21 protein-coding genes and 1 tRNA gene are annotated in these 22,563 nt (G+C 54.1%); 11 read left to right on the forward strand and 11 right to left on the reverse strand.

Going from position 1 to position 22,563, the window contains the following annotated elements:
• On the reverse strand, positions 1 to 146 hold a 146-nt coding region (locus IEX04_RS18815), incomplete at its 3' end, for an IS1/IS1595 family N-terminal zinc-binding domain-containing protein (protein ID WP_456152229.1).
• Between the two features lie 223 nt (positions 147 to 369).
• Here IEX04_RS18815 and IEX04_RS18820 point away from each other — a divergent pair.
• From IEX04_RS18820 to IEX04_RS10545, 3 genes are all read left to right on the forward strand, one after another.
• A complete protein-coding gene (locus tag IEX04_RS18820; protein WP_229677102.1) occupies positions 370 to 621 on the forward strand; it encodes a hypothetical protein in 252 nt (83 codons plus the stop codon).
• Positions 622 to 990 (forward strand): dihydrofolate reductase family protein, encoded by a 369-nt coding sequence (locus tag IEX04_RS18825; protein WP_229677103.1) that lies wholly within the window; start codon positions 622 to 624, stop codon positions 988 to 990.
• A 687-nt stretch (positions 991 to 1,677) separates the two neighbouring features.
• Positions 1,678 to 1,751 (forward strand) — tRNA-Met (locus IEX04_RS10545).
• Positions 1,752 to 1,875: 124 nt separating this feature from the next.
• Here IEX04_RS10545 and IEX04_RS10550 read toward each other — a convergent pair.
• Both IEX04_RS10550 and IEX04_RS19025 read right to left on the reverse strand, forming a co-directional pair.
• The gene (locus IEX04_RS10550) at positions 1,876 to 2,607 is read right to left on the reverse strand and encodes a PspA/IM30 family protein (RefSeq protein WP_188685670.1); all 732 of its coding nucleotides are present in this window, start codon (positions 2,605 to 2,607) and stop codon (positions 1,876 to 1,878) included.
• 68 nt (positions 2,608 to 2,675) lie between these two features.
• On the reverse strand, positions 2,676 to 4,742 hold the full coding sequence (locus tag IEX04_RS19025; protein WP_188685673.1) for a TPM domain-containing protein: 2,067 nt from the start codon (positions 4,740 to 4,742) through the stop codon (positions 2,676 to 2,678).
• Between the two features lie 240 nt (positions 4,743 to 4,982).
• On the opposite strand from IEX04_RS19025, the gene IEX04_RS10560 reads away from it, so the two are divergent.
• Together IEX04_RS10560 and IEX04_RS10565 are read left to right on the forward strand one after the other, a co-directional pair.
• Positions 4,983 to 6,572: a S1C family serine protease gene (locus tag IEX04_RS10560; RefSeq protein WP_308422416.1), complete on the forward strand. Its 1,590-nt coding sequence runs from the start codon at positions 4,983 to 4,985 to the stop codon at positions 6,570 to 6,572.
• 230 nt (positions 6,573 to 6,802) lie between these two features.
• Positions 6,803 to 7,564 (forward strand): PIG-L deacetylase family protein, encoded by a 762-nt coding sequence (locus tag IEX04_RS10565; RefSeq protein WP_188685865.1) that lies wholly within the window; start codon positions 6,803 to 6,805, stop codon positions 7,562 to 7,564.
• A 106-nt stretch (positions 7,565 to 7,670) separates the two neighbouring features.
• On the opposite strand, the gene IEX04_RS10570 is transcribed toward IEX04_RS10565, so the two are convergent.
• The 3 genes from IEX04_RS10570 to IEX04_RS10580 all read right to left on the reverse strand — a co-directional run bounded on the left by IEX04_RS10570 (position 7,671) and on the right by IEX04_RS10580 (position 9,748).
• On the reverse strand, positions 7,671 to 8,225 hold the full coding sequence (locus IEX04_RS10570) for an anti-sigma factor (RefSeq protein WP_188685677.1): 555 nt from the start codon (positions 8,223 to 8,225) through the stop codon (positions 7,671 to 7,673).
• Positions 8,226 to 8,348: 123 nt separating this feature from the next.
• Positions 8,349 to 8,810, reverse strand: a complete 462-nt coding sequence (locus IEX04_RS10575) for a tRNA (cytidine(34)-2'-O)-methyltransferase (RefSeq protein ID WP_188685679.1) — start codon at positions 8,808 to 8,810, stop codon at positions 8,349 to 8,351.
• Between the two features lie 38 nt (positions 8,811 to 8,848).
• Positions 8,849 to 9,748 (reverse strand): J domain-containing protein, encoded by a 900-nt coding sequence (locus IEX04_RS10580; protein WP_188685680.1) that lies wholly within the window; start codon positions 9,746 to 9,748, stop codon positions 8,849 to 8,851.
• Positions 9,749 to 9,875: 127 nt separating this feature from the next.
• Here IEX04_RS10580 and IEX04_RS10585 point away from each other — a divergent pair, with 127 nt between their 5' ends.
• Positions 9,876 to 10,802 carry a diacylglycerol/lipid kinase family protein gene (locus tag IEX04_RS10585; RefSeq protein WP_188685682.1) on the forward strand — a complete coding sequence of 309 codons (927 nt, stop codon included), beginning with the start codon at positions 9,876 to 9,878 and terminating at the stop codon, positions 10,800 to 10,802.
• Here the strand turns inward: IEX04_RS10585 and IEX04_RS10590 are convergent.
• Both IEX04_RS10590 and folP read right to left on the reverse strand, forming a co-directional pair.
• Complete coding sequence (locus IEX04_RS10590) at positions 10,777 to 11,514, reverse strand: dihydrofolate reductase family protein (RefSeq protein ID WP_188685683.1); 738 nt, start codon at positions 11,512 to 11,514, stop codon at positions 10,777 to 10,779. The genes IEX04_RS10585 and IEX04_RS10590 overlap by 26 nt on opposite strands.
• A gap of 9 nt (positions 11,515 to 11,523) precedes the next feature.
• A complete protein-coding gene (folP, locus tag IEX04_RS10595) occupies positions 11,524 to 12,450 on the reverse strand; it encodes a dihydropteroate synthase (protein ID WP_096253864.1) in 927 nt (308 codons plus the stop codon).
• A gap of 113 nt (positions 12,451 to 12,563) precedes the next feature.
• On the opposite strand from folP, the gene IEX04_RS10600 reads away from it, so the two are divergent.
• Genes IEX04_RS10600 through mnmA form a run of 3 tightly spaced genes read left to right on the forward strand, consistent with a single transcriptional unit; the run spans position 12,564 to position 15,763 of the window.
• On the forward strand, positions 12,564 to 13,370 hold the full coding sequence (locus IEX04_RS10600) for a hypothetical protein (protein ID WP_096253865.1): 807 nt from the start codon (positions 12,564 to 12,566) through the stop codon (positions 13,368 to 13,370).
• 27 nt (positions 13,371 to 13,397) lie between these two features.
• Entirely contained in the window at positions 13,398 to 14,633 is a 1,236-nt protein-coding gene (locus IEX04_RS10605; protein ID WP_096253866.1) for a cysteine desulfurase family protein, read from the forward strand.
• Positions 14,630 to 15,763: a tRNA 2-thiouridine(34) synthase MnmA gene (mnmA, locus tag IEX04_RS10610; RefSeq protein WP_105675113.1), complete on the forward strand. Its 1,134-nt coding sequence runs from the start codon at positions 14,630 to 14,632 to the stop codon at positions 15,761 to 15,763. Before IEX04_RS10605 ends, mnmA begins: the two co-directional genes overlap by 4 nt.
• Before the next feature lie 666 nt (positions 15,764 to 16,429).
• On the opposite strand, the gene IEX04_RS10615 is transcribed toward mnmA, so the two are convergent.
• The 3 genes from IEX04_RS10615 to IEX04_RS10625 form a co-directional block, all read right to left on the reverse strand.
• Positions 16,430 to 16,822, reverse strand: coding sequence for a DUF3021 family protein (locus IEX04_RS10615; protein WP_096253868.1), 393 nt, complete (start codon positions 16,820 to 16,822; stop codon positions 16,430 to 16,432).
• Between the two features lie 481 nt (positions 16,823 to 17,303).
• Positions 17,304 to 18,611, reverse strand: coding sequence for an ISL3-like element ISAar19 family transposase (locus IEX04_RS10620; RefSeq protein WP_188685685.1), 1,308 nt, complete (start codon positions 18,609 to 18,611; stop codon positions 17,304 to 17,306).
• A gap of 486 nt (positions 18,612 to 19,097) precedes the next feature.
• Positions 19,098 to 19,466 carry a hypothetical protein gene (locus tag IEX04_RS10625; protein WP_096257161.1) on the reverse strand — a complete coding sequence of 123 codons (369 nt, stop codon included), beginning with the start codon at positions 19,464 to 19,466 and terminating at the stop codon, positions 19,098 to 19,100.
• 232 nt (positions 19,467 to 19,698) lie between these two features.
• Between IEX04_RS10625 and IEX04_RS10630 the strand changes: the two genes are divergently transcribed.
• Both IEX04_RS10630 and IEX04_RS10635 read left to right on the forward strand, forming a co-directional pair.
• Positions 19,699 to 21,333, forward strand: coding sequence for an ABC transporter substrate-binding protein (locus tag IEX04_RS10630; protein ID WP_188685687.1), 1,635 nt, complete (start codon positions 19,699 to 19,701; stop codon positions 21,331 to 21,333).
• Between the two features lie 138 nt (positions 21,334 to 21,471).
• On the forward strand, positions 21,472 to 22,563 hold the full coding sequence (locus IEX04_RS10635; protein ID WP_096257159.1) for an ABC transporter permease: 1,092 nt from the start codon (positions 21,472 to 21,474) through the stop codon (positions 22,561 to 22,563).

Genomic DNA, 22,563 nt, shown 5'->3' on the forward strand with positions numbered 1-22,563 from the left:
TTGGCGGTGATGTCTGGGCAGGATATTGTGCTGGACGCGCCGCAGTTTTTGCATCGCCATAGGGTGCGTCCAGCACTGGTTTTCCCGTTTTTTACTTGTTTATTTCCGCATACATCGCAGAGGGGTTGATTCGCAACTTTTGCCACGGTACATGCTTTCAAAGCATGTGGTGGTGGTGTTAGCCCTAGTGGTTATTTGTTTTGGGAGGTTTCTGTACACACATTTTGGGACTTAACCCCCGACGTGTGCCACCATAAGTCTGCGCCGGCTATTGGTTCCGAAATGCTTGTCGAATGAAATTCCCCTGCCTTAGGGGTCAACTAGTTTCTGGTTTCCATGGCTGCGGAGGCCAAGATGGTTCGCACGTGAGTGCATAACCTCTTGGTTTCGTTAGTTGGCCACGCCGCAGGAGATCGAGTGCTCTTTGATGAGCAGGCCGGGGGAGCGGCCGCGCTATTTACAAGATTCGATGAGCGCGTCATTCACGGTATTCAGGGGCTCAGAGATCCCTTCACGGCAGATCACGCAATGATCAGCATGCGTGGACAGGGGATCGGAGCCGAGACTATGGGGCGCCGCAAGCTTGGCTTGCAACCTGGACCATGGCCTAAGGATGGATAGATGGAATGGCTGGTGGGGAGATGCCCACCCTTTTTAACCCCGGTTTTTATCTTGACTCGTTACCCACGAGAAACACTCAAATTTACTAACGGCACAAGTTTCCATTTTGTCGATACCGCACCGGGTGATGCGCTACGCATGGCACAGGAAGCGGCAGGCGGGTTAGACGTTCGCATCGACGGCGGGCCATCGACCGTCAATGAATTTCTCCGCGCGGACTTGATTGACTTCCTGCATCTGGCGATTGTCCCCATGTTGGTGGGCTCTGGTGTGCAAATCTGGGATCAACTATTAGGTATGGAAGATCGATTCGAGACCGAATCAATTGGCACTGGCGGCGGACTGACACATCAGCTGTGGAACAGATGAGCCCGTACATAATTAATACCCAATTTCCCATTGCATTGTGTAGGGGAGCTGGAGAATGTTCTAGGTTATCTTTTGACCGAACCTAGGATCTGTAAAACCGAGGCGGTGGACGTGCGTGCGCTCCTACCGCTCGCTGCTAAACGACAACGGCTGCGGCCAGTTAGCGAAGTCGATGCAGATTCCTTGTGCGCTGTCGTAGGCAACGTTCACGCTGTGCTCTGCTTAGGCTCGCCCCTGTGGACCTGCAATGTCGCAACCGTACGAATCCTTAGCCGGCTGTCTATAGGTGCTGAGGAGGGCAGTGGAATGCTCCTGGCCCCTGAACGATTCCCCGATAAAACGTAAATTGTCTCGTGCACGTGGAATAGCTGGAATCCAGGTTTTTGGAAAGCTTCGATGGGCTTTGGGTACACACGTGCTGAACCGTGACTCGATCGAGGCTGACATGCGCGACATCGACTCGGGCGGGTGTTGGAGAAGATGCTGTTATTCGCGAGAGATCATCTCGTGAGGACGGCCATGCTGACGGGGCATCAACGAATTCTTGGGTGTACGCGATCTGGCATCGCGAGTGGGAGTACATTCCGCCTCACACCCCCAATCTGACCCAAGATTAGGGGTGTGATGCAAGACATGGCCTTTCGATTCGCCATGGAGTTTAGGAGTTGGTAATGTTGTATTTACCGACGCGGGGTGGAGCAGTTCGGTAGCTCGCCGGGCTCATAACCCGGAGGTCAGAGGTTCAAATCCTCTCCCCGCCACAGAGAAAAAGTGGAGATCCAAATGGATCTCCACTTTTGGTTTAAGCTTTTATTTTTGGCGAATAAGTAGGCGCCGGATCTGTTCAAGTTGAACAGATCCGGCGCCTATTGTCATGTAGGGAGTCTAGCTCTCCAATGCTCCGGTCTGATTAGCCTTCAGAGCCGCCAGTCGTGCTTCAACCTCGGTCTGTTCACCGAGGTCTTCCAGAGACTCAAACTGAGCGTCCAGACTGGACGAGGCCAACTCCGACGCACCTCGCACCTTGGCTTCTTCACGGCGGATCTTTTCCTCAAAGCGGCTGATCTCGCTGGTCGGATCCATCATATTCACGGACTTGACGGCCTCGTTGACCTGGTTCTGCGCGTTTGCAGACTTAGCACGAGCAACGAGTTCGTCGCGCTTGCTGACCAGTTCGTTGCGCTTTTCCTTCATCTGGTTCAGGCCGGTCTTCAGCTTCTCAACGATTTCGCGCTGCGAGGAGATGGTCGGGTTAGCGGTTTTCATCTCACTTTCAGCCTGCATCTGACGCTGAATGGCTACCTTGGCCAAATTGTCGAATTTCCCGGCGTTGTCGGCATCGTTTGCCGCGCGAAATTCGTCCGCCTTATTCGAGGCAGCCAAAGCTTTGGTTCCCCAGTCACCAGCTGCTTGCTCATCTTCGCGGTAGTCGTCTTCCAACATCCGCAGGTTACCGATGGTCTGGGCGACAGCCTGTTCAGCTTCTGCAATGTTGTCTGTGTAGTCGCGAACCATCTGATCCATCATCTTCTCTGGATCTTCGGCAGAATCCAGGATCGAGTTGATGTTGGCCTTTGCGAGCTGGGCAACGCGTCCGAAAAGTGATTGCTTGGTCATGTGTAGACCTTTCTATACGAAATAGTATTGCTGAAATTTGCGTACTACTGAGATAAAACCGCGTAACTCTAGAAACTGCCGCCGGCACCTCCGCCGAAGCCTCCACCACCTCCGCCGCCGCCAAATCCGCCACCGAAACCTCCGCCGCCTCCACCGAAGCCACCGAAGCCGCCTCCGCCGAAGAATCCACCGTCGCCGCCATCATGGTTTCCACCTCCGCGGTTTCCTCCGCCGAGGATCGAATCGATGAGAATGCCTCCAAGAACGGCGCCACCAATTCCGTCGAACATGCCTCCACGACCGCGGTTGGAACCTCCAAAGTTACCTAACCCACCGTCACCACCAAAGCCATTGACGTCTTGTTCGGCCATGCGAGCAGCCTGATCAGCAAGTTGGCTGGCACGCTGTGCTGAAGCAACCGCCTCAGAGGGATTCTGCGATGCCAAGGACAGCGCCTGATCGTAGGCGCGCTGTGCTTCAGCTAGGCGGGTACGTGCCGAAGAGCGGACGCCGCCACGACGCGCACGTATGTAATCTTCGGTGCCTTGGATCCGCGAAGCGGCGGTATTAAGCAATGACTGCAGCTGATCACGAGCGGCTTGATCCTGCTGAGCGCGATCGCGAAGCGTTCCCAAGGCAGAAGCCAAGGGAGTAGTAGAATCATCGAGCGCCGAGATCAATGCCAGCGGATCATGCTTATCTGCGCGTAGTGCTTGTTGAATCATTGACAGGGTGCTTTCGACCCCGGCGATGGGACCTGCCAGATTAGGCTGTGAACCGTTAGCGACAAGGGCTTTAGCCTGCGCGAGGTCCCGGGCAGCCGTGGCAACAGCTGATTCCAAATCATTGTCTGCTTGACGAAGAGCCGACGCGGACTTACTGATTGCTTCCAGCAGGACTTCAGCCTGATCATGGGCTTCTTCAGCATTCTGAATCAACAGGGCAGCATGTGCACGGTCGCTGCCGAGCTTTTCACGTGCCTGCTTCAGCGATGACACCGCAAAGGTCAGTCGTTCCGAGGCCTGCTCGGCGTTATCGGTGATCTGTGAGACCGCACTGTCCTCATACTTCGTCGTTAACGCTTCAAGCTCGGAGACACGCTGTGAAAGTTGCTGCGCAAGAGGTTCTTTTTCGGCGGCGACTTCTTCAATTCGAGTCTCAGCATTTTGCTCTAGCTGACGTAGATCTTTGAATTCGCTGGCGTGCTTTTGCAAGGTGTCGTCAACTTGACCGCATCGGTTGATGATTTCGCCAAGCCAGGAGCGCTGGTCTTCCTCGGTGTCGGGAATGTGATCATCGAGTTGTTGCTGCAGGCGGAAGGATTCCACTAGGTGTGTTTTGGCTTCGGCCAGATCCTCGGAGAAAACCTTGACAGAGTCTGCACCATATTGAGCTTCAGCGAATCCTAGTTCCTGCTCGGAAGAACGAATTGAATCATCGGCGGCAACAAGTAATTGGTCCGCTCGCAGTCGTAGGCTCTCCAATGACTCAAGCTGCTGAGGCTGCCCAGCGCTTGGGTTTCCTTGAGGGATTTGGTTAGTCTTTTTCTTGCTTCGGCGCGAAAGAATGACATAGCCGGCTACAGCTACGCCGCCAATAATGAGAAGTACCCAGAAAACGCTACCGCCGGAGCTTGACGAACTGGTGGCACTGCCACCATCGGCAACATTTGCGATACCTTCCATTGCTCCTTCAGCGGCGCCCGACCAATCTTTCTTCGCGAGGGCCGGGGAAATTTGCTTTGAATAGATTTCCTGGGTGTAAGCGTTAAGTGGACCATTTTGGTGTCCGGCGAAGTTTGCCTGACGCTGTTTGGTTGCCACCACCAAGATAGCGTCGGAACTGCCCATATTCTTATTCGCAGCAACTTGTTCAAGCCATTGGCCCGGATTTGAAGGGGAAGTAAACTCGTCAACGTAAACGACAAACAGGCTAATGCCAGTGTCATCACGAAGTGTCTTAATGTCGTTTTCGAGTTTACCTTCATCGCCACCGAGCACCTGGGCGTTGTCGACAACAAAGTCTCCAGGTGGGATGGTGACAGGGGGGTCTGCAAATGCTGGTGCTGATGCTCCCAGCGATAATGCCACCGCCGTTAATGCTGCAGCAGTGATTCGCCGCGCTTTGGAAATCATTGTCGTCCTCATCTGAATTGCTGATTCGAACGAATAAAACAGCCACTCGTCCAATCGCTTTTACCTACGATTACTTTGTTAGCTCAATTTGATTCTATTTGCCCTGCATGCCAGCGTCCATGCTATTCAGCTGCGAGAATAGTTAACTCACAGCCAGCGCTAAGTTATCCCTCTCAACCGCCACAGTTCGACCGTGAATAATAAAACTCAAGAGATACGATATTCGAAAGAGGTATGACGATGAGCCAGTCACCAGATGAACCACGAAACAACGACATGGGCCAACCCGAGCAACCCGAGGATATCGGTCAAACCCCGAATCATGTTCAAGAGCCACGCGTCGCTCCCTCCGACGGTACACCTCAGAGCCCTGAAACCACACCGATTTCATATGTCGAGCCAACTCGCAATCATGAGCGCGTCAGCGACAGTGGTAACGCAAGTGATCAGCCGACCGATGTGTATGCTCGCCCGGCAAATCACGTTGAACCGCAGCCTGCGACAAGCGTCTATGGACAGGCCTCAGAGCAACACCATTCAGCAGCTACTGGGTCACCTTATGGTGCAGCAGGATATGGGCACTCTGACCAACACTCAAACTATCCAGTACCGCCTGAGCGTGCGCCGAAGAAGAAGTTTGCTGGCAGTACCTTAATTGCCGGAATGGTCGCTGCAGCTTTAATTGGTGGCGTGACAGCGGCTGGAACCACGTATTTCATGAATGATGGCGGCAACGCCAGCAGCACTTCGGTGCAGACGCCCCAAAATGGCGTGGTCATCAACAATCCTGAGTCCGTCACTGCGGTAACTGCTGCAGCGGCAAAGGCTTCGCCGAGCGTGGTGACCATCGAGGCCTCGGGCAATGGCAGCGGGGGATCGGGCTCAGGAATTATCCTTGATACTGAGGGTCATATTCTTACCAACACTCACGTAGTGACACTCGGTGGGGAAACAGCCAATCCGTCGCTGAGCGTCCGGCTGAGCGATGGCAAGGTACACCAGGCAAAACTGGTGGGTACAGATCCTCTCTCAGATTTGGCAGTGATCAAGATTGATGCGCCAAAACTTGTCCCAGCTACTCTTGGCAAGTCCTCTGCACTTAACGTTGGCGACACTGCAGTGGCCATTGGTGCGCCTCTTGGGCTGAGCGGTACGGTAACTGACGGCATTATTTCCACACTTAACCGCACCATCTCGGTGGCTTCCTCGGCAGTGCCTAAGGAAAACGCACAAAGTGATGGGCAAGGTGGCGGTGACAGTCAGTACAACTTCGAGTTCCCGGGGATGCCTAAACAGGATAATCAATCCAGCCAAGGGTCGATCTACATTAACGTCATGCAGACCGATGCCGCGATTAACCACGGCAACTCGGGTGGCGCACTAGTCAACGATAAGGGCGAAATTATTGGCGTGAACGTTGCGATCGCTTCCAGCGGCTCCGGAGGATCAGAATCAGGTTCGATCGGTGTTGGTTTTGCGATACCCATCGATTACGCGCAGCGCATCGCAAACGAGCTAATTGCCAATGGTTCGGCAACCCACGGTCTCTTGGGAGCAACAGTACAAGCCCAAGCCGCCTCCACCGGTTCGGATGCGTCGCAGTTCAGTGTAGGCGCAGCAATCCAGGATATTTCACCGAACTCAGCAGCCGAGAAGGCTGGTCTGAAATCTGGGGACATCATCACGGTTGTCAACGGCCGAGCCATTCAAGATTCGCAGACATTGACTGCAGCCATTCGTGAAGTACCAGCCGGTGGAAAGGCTGAAATTACTTACACCCGAAATGGCGCCGATAACAATGTGAGCGTAGAAGTTGGCTCGCTGAAGTAGTCGAATCAAGTACACGGCAAGTCAATAGATATGGTGTGGTGCAGATAATAATCGCATCACACCATATTTTGTGCCTTAAAATCGAAGTCATCGGCCGATATCGATACGATAGTAGGCGAAGCACGGAAGAATGATTAGTGAAGCAACCAAGCTTTATGCAACTCCGAAGCTATTAAAAACCTCTCAAATACCCTGCCCTAGACAGCCTCAGAAATGTGACGATGCGACGCATGCTTGATCCCAACGACTTCATAAACCCTGCAACTCAGCGAGTGTTGGCATTTGCCGCACACCCCGATGACCTGGATTTTGGTGCGGCCGGTACGGTCGCGGCCATGACCGCAGCTGGTATTGAAGTGCAATATTGCATTATGACCGACGGAGATGCTGGCGGTTTTGATGACCGGGATCCGGCAGAAACGGTTCGCTTGCGACATGAAGAACAACGTGTCGCAGCTGCTCGCGTGGGCGTGAGTACCGTGCACTTTTTAGGTGAACGTGACGGTTTCCTAGAACCTAGCCACCACGTGATGCGTCAAGTTGTGCGTCTAATTCGCCAGTTTAAGCCGCAAATTGTCATGGCCATGCATCCCGAACGCAACTGGGAGCGGATACAACGCTCACATCCCGATCATCTTGCCTGTGGGGAAGCGGTAACGCGTGCTATTTATCCAGCCGTGGAGAACCCCTTCTCTTATCCGGAGCTTATAGCTGAAGAGGGTCTGCAGGCCTACAAGGTGCCATGGCTTTGGTTCTATGGGGCTCCGAGAGAGCGTGAAAATGCCTTCATGGATATCAGCGAATTTTTTGAGTCGAAGATGGATGCTTTGAGGGCCCATTTCACCCAACATCCAGATGTAGGGGCTATGGAGAAGTTCGTCCTAGAACAATGCCAGGCGAACGCAGAGCGTGGAAAAAAGCCTGTAGGGTCACTGGCCGAAGCATTTCATTTGGTGGCGGTCAATGCTGACGACACGATCGCTGGCTTCTAAGGTAGATTGCTGGTCTAAACTATTGAGGCGCTGGTTCCCTTTCGGGAACTAGCGCCTCAATAGTTTTAAGTTTTGTTTGAGCTCTCAGTAACTCAACGACAGATCGTTACTCTGCTGGCTGTTCAGTTTGGTTCAGCGGCAAATCAACAGAGGCTTCGGTTTCTTCCGAGGGCGACGCTGGAACCTCTGAGCCTTCTACGGTGATGTGTATCGCGACGACATCATCGATGGGGGACAAGCCTCCCTTGGCGTCTTCACCAGTGGTCTTGGTTACCACGCTGATGCCGCCTTCTTCAAGAATGGCCCAGACCACGTACTGTTCAGAAGCATCAAGTGCAGGTAATGAGGACAGCTCAACGCCCAAAGAGTTCTCTTGCTTTGAGGTACTGATTTTCGCTTGACCGCCACTGCGCAAATCAACAGTCTGGCTGACAACATCCGAGGCTTTGGTGGCCTTAGTAGCCTTGGTTCCTCCATTGAGCAGGGAGAACGTCACTAACGCCAAGACGACCACGATGATCAGACCAATTAGTGCAAAGATCCAGCGTTTTGGCCTGACGCGCCGTTCGGCACGGGAGCTCTGGGCCACTTGACTGACCAGGTCCAGACCTAGATTTTCGTCCTGAGGCTCGTCGCTGTGCTGCGAAGGGCTACGGTTCATTGTTTTGGAATCTCCCGAGAAGTTGTCGGTCTTTTTGTCATGTGCGCCAATGCGAACATACTCAAAAGCTTACTTTATAAAGATTGGGTAAAGCTGTGTACTAGACCGGGTGGTGCTGGTATTTTAAGCTCCGGCAAACCCATGTTGACGCCAGGCTTCATAGGCAACGACGGAAGCAGTATTGGCTAGGTTCAATGATCGTCGCCCGGGAAGCATGGGGAGTCGAACCAGGTCAGTCACTCGCTGGTGCGCCTTGTCTTCGGCGCTGAGTCCCACTGATTCTTTGCCGAACATGAGAATGTCACTGGCGTCATACGCCACATCTGTGTACATGGTGTTGCCCTCAGAGGTGAATGCGAAAACGCGGCCCTCACCTAGGGCTTCAAAAGCCGCATCAAGATTTTCATGCACGGTAACCACCGCAAGATCATGATAGTCCAAGCCGGCACGTCGGAGATTGGCATCTTCAAAGTTGAAGCCTAGGGGCTTGACCAAATGAAGCTCGGCGCCAGTGATGGCAGCTAGACGGATGGCATTACCGGAGTTGCCAGGAATTTCGGGAGCATTAAAAAGAATACGGAACACATCAACCAGTTTAAGCTCTAAGTGCCAGAAAACTGGTATCAGTACATTCTGTCGAGGAGTCGAGCAAGTACCGGACGATCAACAATGTTCGGTGAAGGGCCCGATCCGAGGAAAAGTTTCAACTCACGAATCAGTCCAGCAGCGTTCAACACGTTCGGACTGGAGGATAACGTGGGATCTGCCCGACGGTGATATTCAATGACCGGCTCATGAGGGTTTCCGTTGCCAGCAAGTACCAAAGTAAAAGCCACGACGTTCATCTGCATGAAGGAGCGCTGCATGCCGGTGATATTCAACGCCGGCGGCTGCGTCATCTTATTTCCATGGCGTAAGACGTTGCCATCAAAGGCGTAGTAGCCTTCAGGCAGAGTCATCGTATTGAGCACCGCCATGCGATAGCCGGCAACCAACACGTGGTCGAAGTGTCCACCACCCGGGGCGTTGAGTCCGTTGACTAAACGTGCAGCGGGAAGGATGTTGAGTACGTTTTTGGTCAACAAGTTGATGGTGTGCGTCTCCCGAGACATCCGCGACCGGGAACTAAACAATCCTCGCTTACGCGGTTCACCATGAACTCGTTGGATCGAGCGAGCCCTATCAAGCAATGTAAACGAAGCATCATCGAGCCGAGGTTCATACTCAGTTGCCAACTGCGCTTTGGGATGCTGAGGAGAGGTACGCAGTTTCTCATCATAGGCGCGTGAAGTGGTACCTGCCCGTGGTGCTTGACCAGGAGCCTGAAAAGACTTTTCAAACCTAGCATTGCCATGCTCATCTGAAAGGATCTGATAGGCCTGCTGGACCGTTTTGAATTGCTCCTCACTGCCACCTAAATCGGGGTGAGAAGCACGAGCCGCTTTGCGATACGCGATCTTGATTTCTTCAAGGCTTGCACTCTGAGGCACGCCAAGAATTTCGTAGGGGCTCGGCGAACTCATGATGCGGATATTTCCTCTCAAATGGGGCGTTTTCCATGACCGATGTCATTGGATCAAAACCCCATTAGAACATTTTAGCTTCCACTAATAGTAGTCAGCTTTTTCGTACCATGATGCTTGCTGGGTATTGTCTATTCTTATGGTCCCACCGGCTGAATATCAGCGTATCCACCTCGTCTTTCATCCCAATTCAGGTAAGGGGCTGGGCGCGCGTCGCGTCACCGAACTTGAAACACTGCTTTTCTCCTTGGGATTGCGTCCGCGAAGGTTAGATACTTCGAAAATTTCCGGCAGTGAGCTTGGTGAAGCGCTTGGCCAAGCTGACGCCGTAGTCGTTATTGGCGGGGATGGACTGATCCACCATGTGATCAAGCATTTGGCCCGGACACGCACTCCCATGGGGATCGTGCCAGCCGGCAGCGGAAACGACACCTGGAGAATGTCCTCAGTCCGGACAGTTGAGCAAACGCTACAGGACGTTGTTCGTTTCCTGACCGGAGACATCGAAGCAAGGCCAGTAGATTTGCTTGAACTGAAATATGCCAACCAAGATTCGCAGACCAAGGTCGCCATCGGTGCTGTGTCGTGGGGCTTTGAAGGCTTGGTGAATGAACGAGCAAAAAAACTACCGCGAAGCCTTGGTGGACTGCGTTACCTGGTCGGATTGGTGCTCAGCCTACCGAAGTTGCAACCTCACCGGACCGTGGTGCACAGCGAAGAATTCGACTTCCGAGGGCAAATCTATGCAGCCAGCATTGCCAATATTCGCTCGGTAGGTGGCGGGATCACCTTGTTCCCCCAAGCGGACTACACCGATGGGCTAGCGGATATCTCCTTGGTGAGCGGAAACCGATTACTTAAGGTGTTGCCGTACGTAGGACATATACTCTGCGGCAGAAAGCATCCGTACCGAGAAATTGCTCGCAGCTCACAGGTCAACGTGCAAACTACGGAAGCCAGCTATGCGGATGGCGAGCTCCTTGGGCACGGAGATTTTGAACTCTCGGTGCTACATCATGCGCTCTTGCTTATTCCCGGCGCCGATAGTCGCTAAAGAGCATCGAATCTTCTTCACATAACGAATGTAAGCGTAAGTGCCGGACCGCTTCCTGTGGGCCATGGGCGATCCTTTGACCGGAACCGGCGAGCACCATGGGGGAAAAACTCACGCACAACGAATCGAGACGGTCTGCTGCGATGAACTGGCCCAGCAAATGCGGACCACCCTCGGCATGGATGAATTCAAGTCCCCTAGAGGTGAGGATTTCAACGATTTGTTGGGGGTCGCAGCCTTCATTCACTTCAGCAACTTCAATAACTTCAACCTGTGCGGGGAATTGCGCACGGTGCTCCGGCGTAATCTCTGCGCTGGTAAAGAGCAATACCGGCACCGGGCTGAGCGTGAAGACTTCATTATCCGGTTTCAGATGGAGCCCATGGGAAACGATGGCTAATACCGGTTGAGCCGACATCCCCCGCGCTTCTCGCCATGCAATGTCCTCGGCACTGACTAGATCTCCTGCGTAGCCTTCGGCACGTACAGTTCCGGCACCGACGACGATGACATCGGCTAAACGACGAAGTAAACCGAAGATGCGTTTATCGCCGGGACTACCCAAACCTCCAGATAGTCCCTCACGCTGCGCACTTCCATCCACGCTGGAGATGAAATTAAATCGGATGAACGGACGTTGCGATGTGGCGTACCGCGCTAAGAGATTCGCTTCGTCAACGATGGGCAATGACTCAGGAAGCAGTGAACGCAAGGGGTGATCCTATCTGCTGGTTTCTCGTTCTGGATGAGCCGGTGGATTAACCTCGCCCATATTGTGAATTTGGTACGCAGGATCGCGCCAGCCTTGAGCCGCCTCGATCAGCCGAACCGTCTGCACCGACTCGACGATATTGTGCATTCTAATAATTCTTGCCCCACCCATAATGCACATGGTGGCCGCCACCATTGAGCCGACTAAACGCTCAGGCTTTGGCAGGTCAAGAGTTTCACCGATGAAGTCCTTATTTGAAACCGCCGCAAGCGCCGGATAGCCCAACGCGGCAATCGCTTCGAAATTCGCAGTGATATCCAAGGTGTGCCGAGTGTTCTTGTTCAGATCATGACCCGGGTCAATAATGATTTTTGACGCGTCGATACCAGCGTCCAGAGCCAACTGCACTTTTTGTTCTAGGTAATCGCGTACCTCCGCTACCACATCTTGATAATGCGGATGTGGGTAGATGGTGCGTGGCTTGGCTAGGGAGTGGGTCAGCACTAAATGAACATTGTTCCGCGCAACTACCTCGGCCAGCTGCGGATAAGCCAGTCCCGTGGTGTCGTTGATGGCATCGGCTCCGGCATCAATGGCTGCTTGGGCAACCTCTGGTAAGAAGGTGTCGGCAGAAATCACCACATCACTGTGCTCGCGTACAGCCCGAATCACCGGGACGATGCGCTCAGCTTCTTCTTGCCAAGGTAATTCTGGTCCGGGGGAGAAAGGCACCCCACCAATGTCCACCCAGTGTGCACCAGCCTGGACAGCCTGCAACGCTGAGGACACCGCCGCATCCAAACCGAAGGTAGATCCGGCATCGTAGAACGAATCAGGAGTGCGGTTGATCACTGCCATCACCGCGATTTCGCGTGCAAAGTTGATGCTTCGACGCGAAAAGTGGTGAACCGGAACCTTGAGTTCGGGCATAAACATTGAGCTGGTCTCCCTCGATCCGCGGACGCGCCGCTGAGTTGTGCTTTCTCCATTCATATCACTGGACGCATCACCGATGCGGGATATGAGCTGTTGCTGGTTAAGCTTGTAACATGCAGTTTTCCCATGTCTCAGCCACTCAGGGTCAATGGATCGTTGATTCCTGCGCCACAGCCGATCCATTGACAGTAGTCGCACAGATCCCGGTCGGCTATGAACGATACGCGCGGATCCTCCATCCGGCCTATGACGAAGATGATCAGGCAGTGCGCTGGGGGACTGTTGCCAATAGTCGCGGCCACATTTTCACCGCCGCGGATCTTTTTGAAACCATTGCCGGTTGGGATGCCCAGGGAAATCCAGCCACCGAAGATGCTTGGGAAGAAACTGACCTGCCGGTTGACGAACTACCTGTTGAACAGTGGCAGGCACTGGTCAAGATCCTGAGCGCCACCAACACCAAAGATTACTTTGTCGCTGGGTTGTGGAGTGGTTATGCCTTTATCGAGGGTGGGGAACGTATCCAGATTGATTATGAGGATGACCTAGAGCTCAGCGAAGAAGAGAACCGGGCCGCCGAAGCTGCAGCGCTCGCCGAGGCACAACGTCCAGCGTTTACAGCAGACGTTTTGGCAACTCCCGCATTAGAACTCGGTGGAGGCTACCGAAATTATCGACTTTTCGAAGTAGACGGCGAATTTCTGGCTAACCCGGTGTGGGCCACAACGGCAGATGGCGAGCAGCGTCAGCGCCCATCCTTGGTCTTTCCGCAAGACCACAGTTGGATGCTTTCCACCGAGCCCTATGACGACTGCACACTGATCGGTGGCTCGGCTCAACTTATTGAAGCTATTTTGCAAGACCCTGCACTGGAAGCCATTGAAGTCGGGCAATTCACACGCATTGGCCATTCAAACTAGGTAGGGAAAGCTCGTACCATTAAAACGATGAACAACTCCGCGGTATACCTAGATCACGCGGCAACTACCGATCTGAACCCAGCGGCGTTGTCGGCTATGACCGAGCAATTTTCGCAAACCGGAAACCCCTCCTCGCTTCATGGGGCCGGTCGCCGGGCTAACCGTGTAGTGGACGAGGCGCGCACTGCCATCGCGAAGGTTGCCGGTGCACACCCCACAGAACTGATCTTCACCTCCGGTGGAACCGAATCGGATAACTTGGCGCTCAAAGGCCTGTTCTGGAACCGGACTGCGAAGAATCCGCTAGCACGCAGTATCCTGGTTGCCGGAATCGAACATCACGCGGTGCTCGATACCGTCTCATGGCTAGAAGCTCATGAAGATGCCACGGCTTTATGGATGCCGGTGGACGCCGATGGGGTGCTTGATCTGCAAGCGGCGAAGGAGCTTATCGAGGAACACCATGAGCGAATCGCTCTGGGGACCATCATGTGGGCCAACAACGAGGTAGGTGCTATCCAACCGGTAGTTGCTTTCACCGCGCTTGCCGCAAAATATGGCATCCCAGTGCATAGCGACGCGGTGCAGGCTTTTGACTCCGTACCCACAAATTTTGCTACCAGTGGTTTGGCTACCATGGCGGTTAGCGCCCATAAAATTGGTGGTCCGGTAGGAATCGGAGCGCTCTTTGTGCGCCGTGACGTAGTACTGATGCCGGTCCAGCACGGTGGCGGACATGAACGCAAACTCCGTTCAGGAACGTTGAACGCCGTGGCCGCGGCGGGGTTTGCGGCGGCCGCTACTGCGGTCCATGAGACATTGGCGGCAGAAAGCGCGCGATTGAGTGAGCTTCGCGAATACGCGGTCCAAAATATTACCCGGCTTGTTCCCGACGCGGTGCTCAATGGTCCACGAGATGAAGACAATGCAGGTCTGCGACTTCCAGGAAATCTGCATTTCACTTTTCCCGAGTGCGAGGGCGATTCCTTGCTATTTCTCTTAGACATGGTGGGAATTGCCTCGTCTACCGGTTCAGCCTGCACCGCAGGAGTACCGCAACCATCGCACGTCTTGGTGGCCATGGGCCGGGATGCGCGCAGTGCCCGAAGTGTGCAACGCTTCACTTTGGGGCATAGAACAACGCATAAAGACGTTGACATACTTTTAGAAGCTCTGCCAGATGCCTATCAACGGGCTAAGAAAGCCGGTATGGCGGCAGACGAAAGCAGTATTCACACAGCAGGGACGGGTTTTACAAGATGAAGGTACTAGCAGCGATGTCCGGTGGCGTCGATTCGGCGGTAGCCGCAGCACGTGCGGTTGAAGCCGGTCACGACGTGGTTGGCGTCCACCTAGCGCTCTCTCGCATGCCCGGAACTTTGCGCACCGGCTCACGTGGCTGTTGCACGTTGGAGGACTCCAATGACGCATGGCGTGCCTGCGACAAACTAGGGATCCCATACTACGTTTGGGACTTTTCGGATCGTTTTGCCGAAGACGTAGTCCAGGACTTCGTTGATGAGTATGAAGCTGGACGCACGCCAAACCCTTGTATGCGGTGTAATGAGAAGATCAAGTTTGCCGCACTGCTGGAAAAGGCACTCGCCTTAGGCTTTGACGCGGTATGCACCGGTCACTATGCCAAGGTCTTGCGCGATACGGAAGGCAACCCAGAATTGCACCGCGCCGCCGATTGGGCGAAGGACCAGTCCTACGTACTTGGTGTGCTCACCCATGAGCAGCTAGATCATTGCATGTTCCCGCTGGCTGAAACGCCTTCGAAGGCCGAAGTTCGCGCCGAGGCGGCCGCTCGCGGTCTGACTGTGGCGAATAAGCCAGACAGCTACGATATTTGTTTCATTCCTGATGGTGATACCCGCGGCTGGTTGGCCGAGCGTATCGACATGAAGCCAGGCGAGATCGTTGATCAAGACGGTAACCAGCTGGGTGAACACGGTGGCGCGCAAGCCTTCACCGTTGGTCAGCGTAAGGGGCTTCGCTTGGGCCGGCCAGCAGCTGATGGCAAGCCTCGTTTCGTGCTGGAAATCCGTCCCAAGGACAACAAGGTGATCGTGGGGCCAGAGGCTTTACTCTCCGTTGACGAGCTGCGCGGTATTCGCATCTCCTGGGCAGGGGTTCCGATTCCGGAGATCATCACTGGCGAAGAATTCGATTGCATGGTGCAGGTTCGCGCCCATGGCGATCCGGTGGATGCCAAGGCACATATGGAGCGTAGCGAAGGATCTGACGTCTTGGTAGTCCAGCTGCCCGAAGGCATGCGTGGAGTGGCACCTGGACAAACCATGGTGGTTTACCAAGGTACTCGTGTGCTGGGCCAGGCCACCATCGACAAAGCCCGGTCTACCTCATGGGATTCGAGCAAGGTCAGCTAGGTTTTAGTAAGGATAGACGCCTCGGAGCAGCGAAATAATTTCACTGCTCCGAGGCGTTTTTTCATGACCTGCGTGAGGTTTTGATGTTCCATAGTTCTGCTTCGCGAAGCGGAGCGCCGGTGTCGAAAGCGTTTGGGATAGGGACCGGATCTCCGGAGCAATCCTTGCTTGTAGGCGGTTTCCTGCGCACAGCGAGTACGCAGTACGTGCTGGATTTGTCGCTCCTGTTTGTCGCCCGTGATACCGGTCCAAAGCGTTTGGATACAGGCCTAAGATGCCCGTGCCTTATAGTCTCCAACAATTCTCAAAAAGAAAATGTGATTGCTCTAGCCGGGTAGTCCTGTTGGCTCGCTTGCTTGGGAGCAGGCATGCTCAGCTGTGGATCCGAAAAGAACGGGCGCCGGTGTGCTTCGACGGATCGTTGTCCTAGACGACGTTGGAGTTCATGAGGTAGTTCGTTGATTACCTTGTCGAAGCGGCAGAGACCTCTGGGTGATGGCCATCAGCGCGGCCTTGAAGCATTTTTAGCTTCTTCGAACTTCCCTCCAGCAGCATCAAAAAGTACCTTGGACGCAAACTCCTCGCTCATTGAGTACCGTGGTGCGACAACGGTCATCTAACAGGAATGCCAGTCCTGGGAGGGCTAAGGAACTATGAGGGGCAACGTTAGTTGCGAAGGCGTTTGGCTTGGATTCTTGGTTGAATGATTCCAAAGATCAGATAAAAAAATGTCCAGAGTACAGCTCCGGTTATCAAGAATATGCCAAATGTCGACAGGTAATCTAAGGGACCATTAAGAACGAACCATCCGCTCAAATACAGTGCGGGTAGGACTGTACAAAGCATGATTCCAAAATGGATCAAAGACTGGATTTGTAGTGTCCAGCGGTCCACTTGATAAACCACAGAAGCGCCACTTGTAGCAGCGATTATCACCCCCACCGCGAACGTACTCCGGGCGTTAATGGAGTCGCCTTGCACGGCCAGCATCACTGCGATGGCCCCCAAGATTAAGAGCGGAACACCTGCCAAGATTAGACCGAGACGTTGTGGCGACATGCCTAGATTCTATTGCTTATGGAACGAATAATGCGAAAAGTTGAGTAACTATTCAATGTCAGTACAGCCAAAGACAATTTTTCTACTTTTGCTGGTCAGCGAGTCAGCCAAGAAGGATCTACTGTACGGGGCACACCTGCCCCTAGAGGCATCTGCCTAGGAACAGGTGATACTGCGACACTCCTTCACGCTAGGAACGGTAGTAGTAGCTCGAAGTTTTGATCACTGATACCTGGCATGTGGGGTGAACGAATGGTTCAGAACCGAACTCAATACAACGATCCATTCTGGATCAGGGTGAGATTTTTTTTGGGGCAATTGACGTCAGCTTTTCCTCTACTTAGACAATGAACCTCAGGGTAGTTACGTTTTTGATTGGACGGTGCTGTCTAGGTCGTTTGACGCATGGGTTGTCCACAGCAGGCAATTGAGTTTTCGGAAGTGACCTAGGGTAGGAGCCATCAGCTAGTTTGCTGGCTCTTCAGGATTGAGGGTGTAAACGCCGTCTAAACCCACCGGTCTCCAACAACGACCGGGCGATATAGTGCGCCAGATTCTTGAACCCCAACGCGATACCTCGCAGATGCTCCAACCTGCCATTCAAAGCCTCGGTAGGACCATTCGAACTACCAATATGATCAAAGTACGCGAGAATGTCCGTCTTCCTCCTGCGCAGGGTGCCGCCGAGCTTTTTCAGCTCCGGCAACCCTTTCGGTACCTTCGTGCCAACTTCGTTGATCAGTTGCTCCAAGGCCCACCGTCCGACCTCGGGCTTCGGTTGCCGGTAGGCATCCACCATCTTCTGATACACGCTCCAGACCAATTGAACCGGCTCATACTCCGGCTCCTTGAACAGGTCTTCAAGCTTGGTCTTCTGCTTTTCCGTAGCCAAGGATAGTCCCGTGGTCAGCGTTCGCCTGCACTTGTAAAGCGGGTCATCCTTGCGTCCTCGACGCCCATGTTGCTCACGTTGAATCCGTTGCCGGGTCTGGTCCAGCGCCTCGGAACCTAGTTTGACTACATGGAATGGATCCAACACCTCCACCGCGTGGGGTAGCTCCTCGACGGCAGCTGTTTTGAAGCCGGTGAAACCGTCCATTGCGACGACTTCAATGCCCTGTTTCCATTGTTCTTCTTGATCAGCCAGCCAGGTTTTGAATACAGCTTTGGATCTTCCAGGGACCATGTCGATCAGTCGTGCGGTACCGGTGCCGTCACGCACCGCGGTGAGGTCCACAATCACGGTGACGTATTTGTCGCCGGTTCGGGTATGCCGCCAAACATGTTCATCGACTCCCAGCACTTTGACCCCGTCGAAGCGGGTTGGATCATCAATCAGTAAGCGTTGACCTTCAGCCAGCACAGCCTCATTGGCGGTATTCCAGGTGACGCCGAGGCCTTCGGCAATTCGGGAGACTGACAAGTGGTGGCAGACCAGTCCAACCAGCGCCCAGCGTAGCCCGGTCCTGCTGATTTTCTGGCGTGGCGCTACTGCTTGGGACAGCTCTTCACGCCAGACTCGTTGGCAATTGGCGCAACGGTGGCGGCGGTGTTTGATGACTAGGACAGTGGGACGCCAGCCCAATGGTTCGTGGGCGAGGCGGCGGGTGACGGTATCGCGTGGAATGCCTGCTGCTCCGCAGGTTTGGCACCAAGGGGTCGGGTTGGTGACGTGGCAGAGGATTTCGGCTTTCGCTGCGCTCAGGTGTTGCCCGATTGCGGTCAGTCCCAAGCCGTCAAGATTGGTGAAAGTGGTGAGGTCTGGTGCGGTGAAGGTAGGATTGAGCAACGTCGAGGTCTTTCGAAAATGGCTAGTGTGGTAACTTCCATTCTTCTGGAAGACCTCGACTTTTTCGTGCTCGGCGACATGCCCGGGAATCGGGGTGTTGGTTTCAGGTGGTTACACTCTTATTCCTGAAGAGCCAGTTTGCTGGTTCAGAGCTGCGGGTTCCTGATGAAGAACCTTTCGACTTTGCGATCATGACACCACGCGAAGCGCCGGCGCAGGGGATAGCCGTTGAATCCTGCGCAGAAGGGCCTCGTCCAGAAATGAAGCAAGTAGGAATTGCTGTTCCCGAATAATATTCGGGTTTCACTGCCTAATTCCCGGGTTATGGGATATGCAGATGGTCAGGCAGAACTGGCTTTTATCGGTGCAACTTAGCAAGCGCAGAAGTGTGGCATGAGCCAAGAAATCTTCTAAGAAATACAAACGGCTGGGCTCAAGAATCCATAAATGATTCTTGAGCCCAGCCTTTTGATCTACTGCGAAAGCTTAGTTGCCGTCTTCGTCGACGATGCCAAACATGCGTGCGGAAATGTCTTGGTACTCCACGCGGGTTTTCCCAGAGTCTAGTGCCGGAAGTTGTGCTGGAGAGTGAATGGCGCAGTGCACGAAGTCGAAGTTTGGCCACCATTTCTTGGGACGTTCGTATTCGTCCTGCCCGCAGACGATGCAGGTGAGGTGGACCCATACTGGGCGGGCTCCGGCTTTGCGGTTCGCCCGAGACTGCACTAACCAGGCCGGTGGGTTTGCATTGAGCTCGGCAAATTCCTTCTCGCTCATGCGCGGGGCAATGCCATGGCGCTTGGCCATTTCCATGGGAATATCCAACGCAATTGCTGCATCTCTACGTGTCATCATCGTGTCCAAGCCTAGAGTACGGGGACTTTGTTCGGTATATGTCTTTGCTCTCGGCTGCGCTACATGCAAGACAAAGCGAGGCGCGGGTCACCTGATGGTGCGAGCCAGATCTCAATTTATGTGGGAAAATCGGGTTATTCATTCGCCTTTGGTGACCTCAATCACCTAGGCTGTATGAAGCATGTGCTAACTATCACTCCGCACATGTTCTACAACAAGAGAAGGATTGCTCATGGCCAGCAAAAAGAACGGTATGCGACTCGCAGCTGCCGTTATCGGCATTTCCGCCCTCGCCCTGACCGGTTGTACCGGTCCATCGTCGAATGACGCGGGCAACGGCGGATCCGATGAAGCCAGCAGTGCCCCCATCACCCTGGGCACCACTGACAAGGTAACGTCGCTTGACCCAGCGGCTTCCTACGACAACGGTTCGTTCATGGTCATGAACCAGATCTACCCATTTGTACTGAACTCGGAGCCAGGCTCTCCAGATCCCTCCAACGACATGGCCGAGTCGGCCGAGTACACCAGCCCCACCGAATTCACGGTGAAGCTGAAGGCTGGTCTCAAGTGGGCTAACGGCCACGACTTGGACTCCAAGGACGTGAAGTTTTCCTTCGACCGCCAGCTAAAGATTGCTGACCCGAACGGCCCTTCCTCGCTGTTAGGCAACATGGAATCGGTTGAAGCTCCGGATGCCACCACCGTGGTCTTCAAGCTCAAGGTAGCCGAAGACCAGACCTTCCCACAGGTGCTCACTTCGCCGGTTGGACCCATCGTTGATGATGAGGTCTTCCCAGCCGACAAGGTGCTGGATGACAAAGAAATCGTTGACGCTAAGGCCTTCGGTGGCCAGTACACCATCGATTCTTACAACAAGAACAACTTGATCTCCTTCGCTGCTAATGACGCGTACCAAGGCGTGCTTGGTGCTCCGGCAAACTCCAAAGCGGCAATCAAGTACTACGCCGATGCCAATAACCTCAAACTCGAGGTTCAAGAGGGCAAGATCGACGTTGCTTGGCGTTCACTGACGCCAACCGACATTGAAGACCTAGGCAAGGAAGAAAACCTTGCGGTCCATAAGGGCCCCGGTGGCGAGCTTCGCTACATCGTTTTCAACTTCGACTCCATGCCGTTTGGCGCTAAGACCACCGATGCTGATCCGGCTAAGTCCTTGGCAGTACGCCAGGCTGCTGCACACCTGGTAGACCGTCAGTCAATCGCCACGAATGTTTACAAGGACACTTACACCCCGGCCTATTCCTACGTCCCACAGGGCTTCACCGGTGCAATTGAGCCGTTGAAGGACATGTACGGTACCGATGGAAAGCCAGATGCTGCCAAGGCCAAGAAGGCTCTAGAAGACGCAGGAGTAAAGACTCCGGTCAAGCTGGCGTTGCAGTACAACCCGGACCACTACGGACCGAACTCCGGTGACGAGTACGCACTGGTTGAAAAGCAGCTTGAAGCAGATGGCCTCTTCGATGTTGACCTGAAGTCGACCGAGTGGGTTACCTACCAGAAGCAGCGTGTCACCGACTACCCGGCCTACCAGCTGGGTTGGTTCCCTGACTACTCGGATGCTGACAACTACCTGTCGCCGTTCTTCGCCACCGACAACTTCCTGTCCAATGGCTACGACAATAAGGAAGTCGACTCGTTGATTTCCGAGCAGCGCGGTCAGTCCGACGTTGCAGAACGTACCGCATCGATCGAGAAGCTACAGACCATGGTCGCCGAAGATCTGTCGACCTTGCCATTGTTGCAGGGCTCGCAGGTAGCAGTAGCGGGCAAGGACGTTCAGGGTGTTGAAAAGACCTTGGACGCATCCTTCAAGTTCCGCCTTGGCGTGCTGAGCAAGTAGTCTCTGCCTCGCCATAAGAACACCTAAGACCAGGGGATCTACCCAAGTGCAGAAGTTTCTGCTCCACAGGTAGATCCCCTTGGCATGTCCACTTTGGACCAAGCACCAAAATTCTGATCCTGATACTAAGGACAAAAGATGACAATCACGTCGCAAACGGGCACAACACCTAGCCCGACACCTGCGCGCAAACCAGCGAAGCAGAAAGGCGGAGGTTTCCTCCGCTATCTGATTACCCGCTTTCTGCTGATCATTCCCACCGTTTTTATCCTCATCACGGTGGTCTTCTTCCTCATGCGCGTCACCGGTGATCCAATTACCGCGGCCATGGGTGGACGCCTAACCCCTGACCAACTAGCTATAAGAATCCATGAGGCTGGCTACGACCGTCCAGTCTTTATTCAATACATTGAATATCTAGGTCAAGTATTCTCCGGAAACCTCGGACGAACGATGAGCGATAATCGTGCAGTGACCGAAGTACTGGTCACCTACGGCGCGGCCACCTTAGAACTGGCTATTAACGCGGTCATCGTCGCTCTCGCAGTGGGCATTCCCCTGGGCCTCGTGGCCGCAAAATTCCGTGATCGCTACCCCGATGCAGTATTGCGAATCTTGGCAATTCTTTCCTACGCCACCCCGGTGTTCTTTGCCGGGTTGCTGCTGAAGCTAATTTTTGGGGTCTGGCTCGGTTGGCTGCCAATTAGTGGTCGCGCCGATTGGCAGACCGAACTAGCGCTGACTGGACTGCAGAACCCTTCCGGAATTTACTGGTTGGACGCCTTACGTAGCGGCAATATGGCCGCCCTAGGCGATGTCACTGCCCACGCGCTACTTCCTGCTTTGGCCTTGGGCCTGCTCACCGGTGGCGTGTTCTTGCGCCTAGTGCGCACCAATGCGATCGGAACGCTGGGCCGCGAATATGTGGAAGCCGGACGCTCCCGTGGTGTCAGTGAATTCCGCTTGGTGACCAAGCACGCTTACCGCCCGGCGTTGATCCCGATCATCACCGTGATGGGTCTGCAGATCGCTATGTTGCTCGGTGGTGCGGTACTGACCGAGACCACCTTCGAATGGGCCGGACTCGGCTTTAAACTCGCTGAGTATCTCACCGCCCGTGACTTTGTCGCCGTGCAGGGCATCGTGGTGGTGCTCGCAATTATCGTGGCTGTCACCAACTTTATTGTTGACATCCTTGCGGCCCTGATCGATCCGAGAGTCAGGTACTAA

Origin of the sequence: Glutamicibacter ardleyensis (assembly GCF_014644555.1) — a bacterium.
Classification (GTDB): domain Bacteria; phylum Actinomycetota; class Actinomycetes; order Actinomycetales; family Micrococcaceae; genus Glutamicibacter; species Glutamicibacter bergerei.

Bases quoted from the DNA above. Each gene is read 5' to 3' on its own strand.
- IEX04_RS18825 (WP_229677103.1), top strand. From the start codon at position 622: ATGGAATGGCTGGTGGGGAGATGCCCACCCTTTTTAACCCCGGTTTTT.
- IEX04_RS19025 (WP_188685673.1), bottom strand. From the start codon at position 4,742: ATGATTTCCAAAGCGCGGCGAATCACTGCTGCAGCATTAACGGCGGTG.
- IEX04_RS10630 (WP_188685687.1), top strand. From the start codon at position 19,699: ATGGCCAGCAAAAAGAACGGTATGCGACTCGCAGCTGCCGTTATCGGC.
- IEX04_RS10565 (WP_188685865.1), top strand. From the start codon at position 6,803: ATGCTTGATCCCAACGACTTCATAAACCCTGCAACTCAGCGAGTGTTG.
- IEX04_RS10570 (WP_188685677.1), bottom strand. From the start codon at position 8,225: ATGAACCGTAGCCCTTCGCAGCACAGCGACGAGCCTCAGGACGAAAAT.
- IEX04_RS10625 (WP_096257161.1), bottom strand. From the start codon at position 19,466: ATGATGACACGTAGAGATGCAGCAATTGCGTTGGATATTCCCATGGAA.
- IEX04_RS10605 (WP_096253866.1), top strand. From the start codon at position 13,398: ATGAACAACTCCGCGGTATACCTAGATCACGCGGCAACTACCGATCTG.
- IEX04_RS10600 (WP_096253865.1), top strand. From the start codon at position 12,564: ATGCAGTTTTCCCATGTCTCAGCCACTCAGGGTCAATGGATCGTTGAT.
- IEX04_RS10550 (WP_188685670.1), bottom strand. From the start codon at position 2,607: ATGACCAAGCAATCACTTTTCGGACGCGTTGCCCAGCTCGCAAAGGCC.
- IEX04_RS10615 (WP_096253868.1), bottom strand. From the start codon at position 16,822: ATGTCGCCACAACGTCTCGGTCTAATCTTGGCAGGTGTTCCGCTCTTA.
- IEX04_RS10635 (WP_096257159.1), top strand. From the start codon at position 21,472: ATGACAATCACGTCGCAAACGGGCACAACACCTAGCCCGACACCTGCG.
- folP (WP_096253864.1), bottom strand. From the start codon at position 12,450: ATGTTTATGCCCGAACTCAAGGTTCCGGTTCACCACTTTTCGCGTCGA.
- IEX04_RS10580 (WP_188685680.1), bottom strand. From the start codon at position 9,748: ATGAGTTCGCCGAGCCCCTACGAAATTCTTGGCGTGCCTCAGAGTGCA.
- mnmA (WP_105675113.1), top strand. From the start codon at position 14,630: ATGAAGGTACTAGCAGCGATGTCCGGTGGCGTCGATTCGGCGGTAGCC.
- IEX04_RS10560 (WP_308422416.1), top strand. From the start codon at position 4,983: ATGAGCCAGTCACCAGATGAACCACGAAACAACGACATGGGCCAACCC.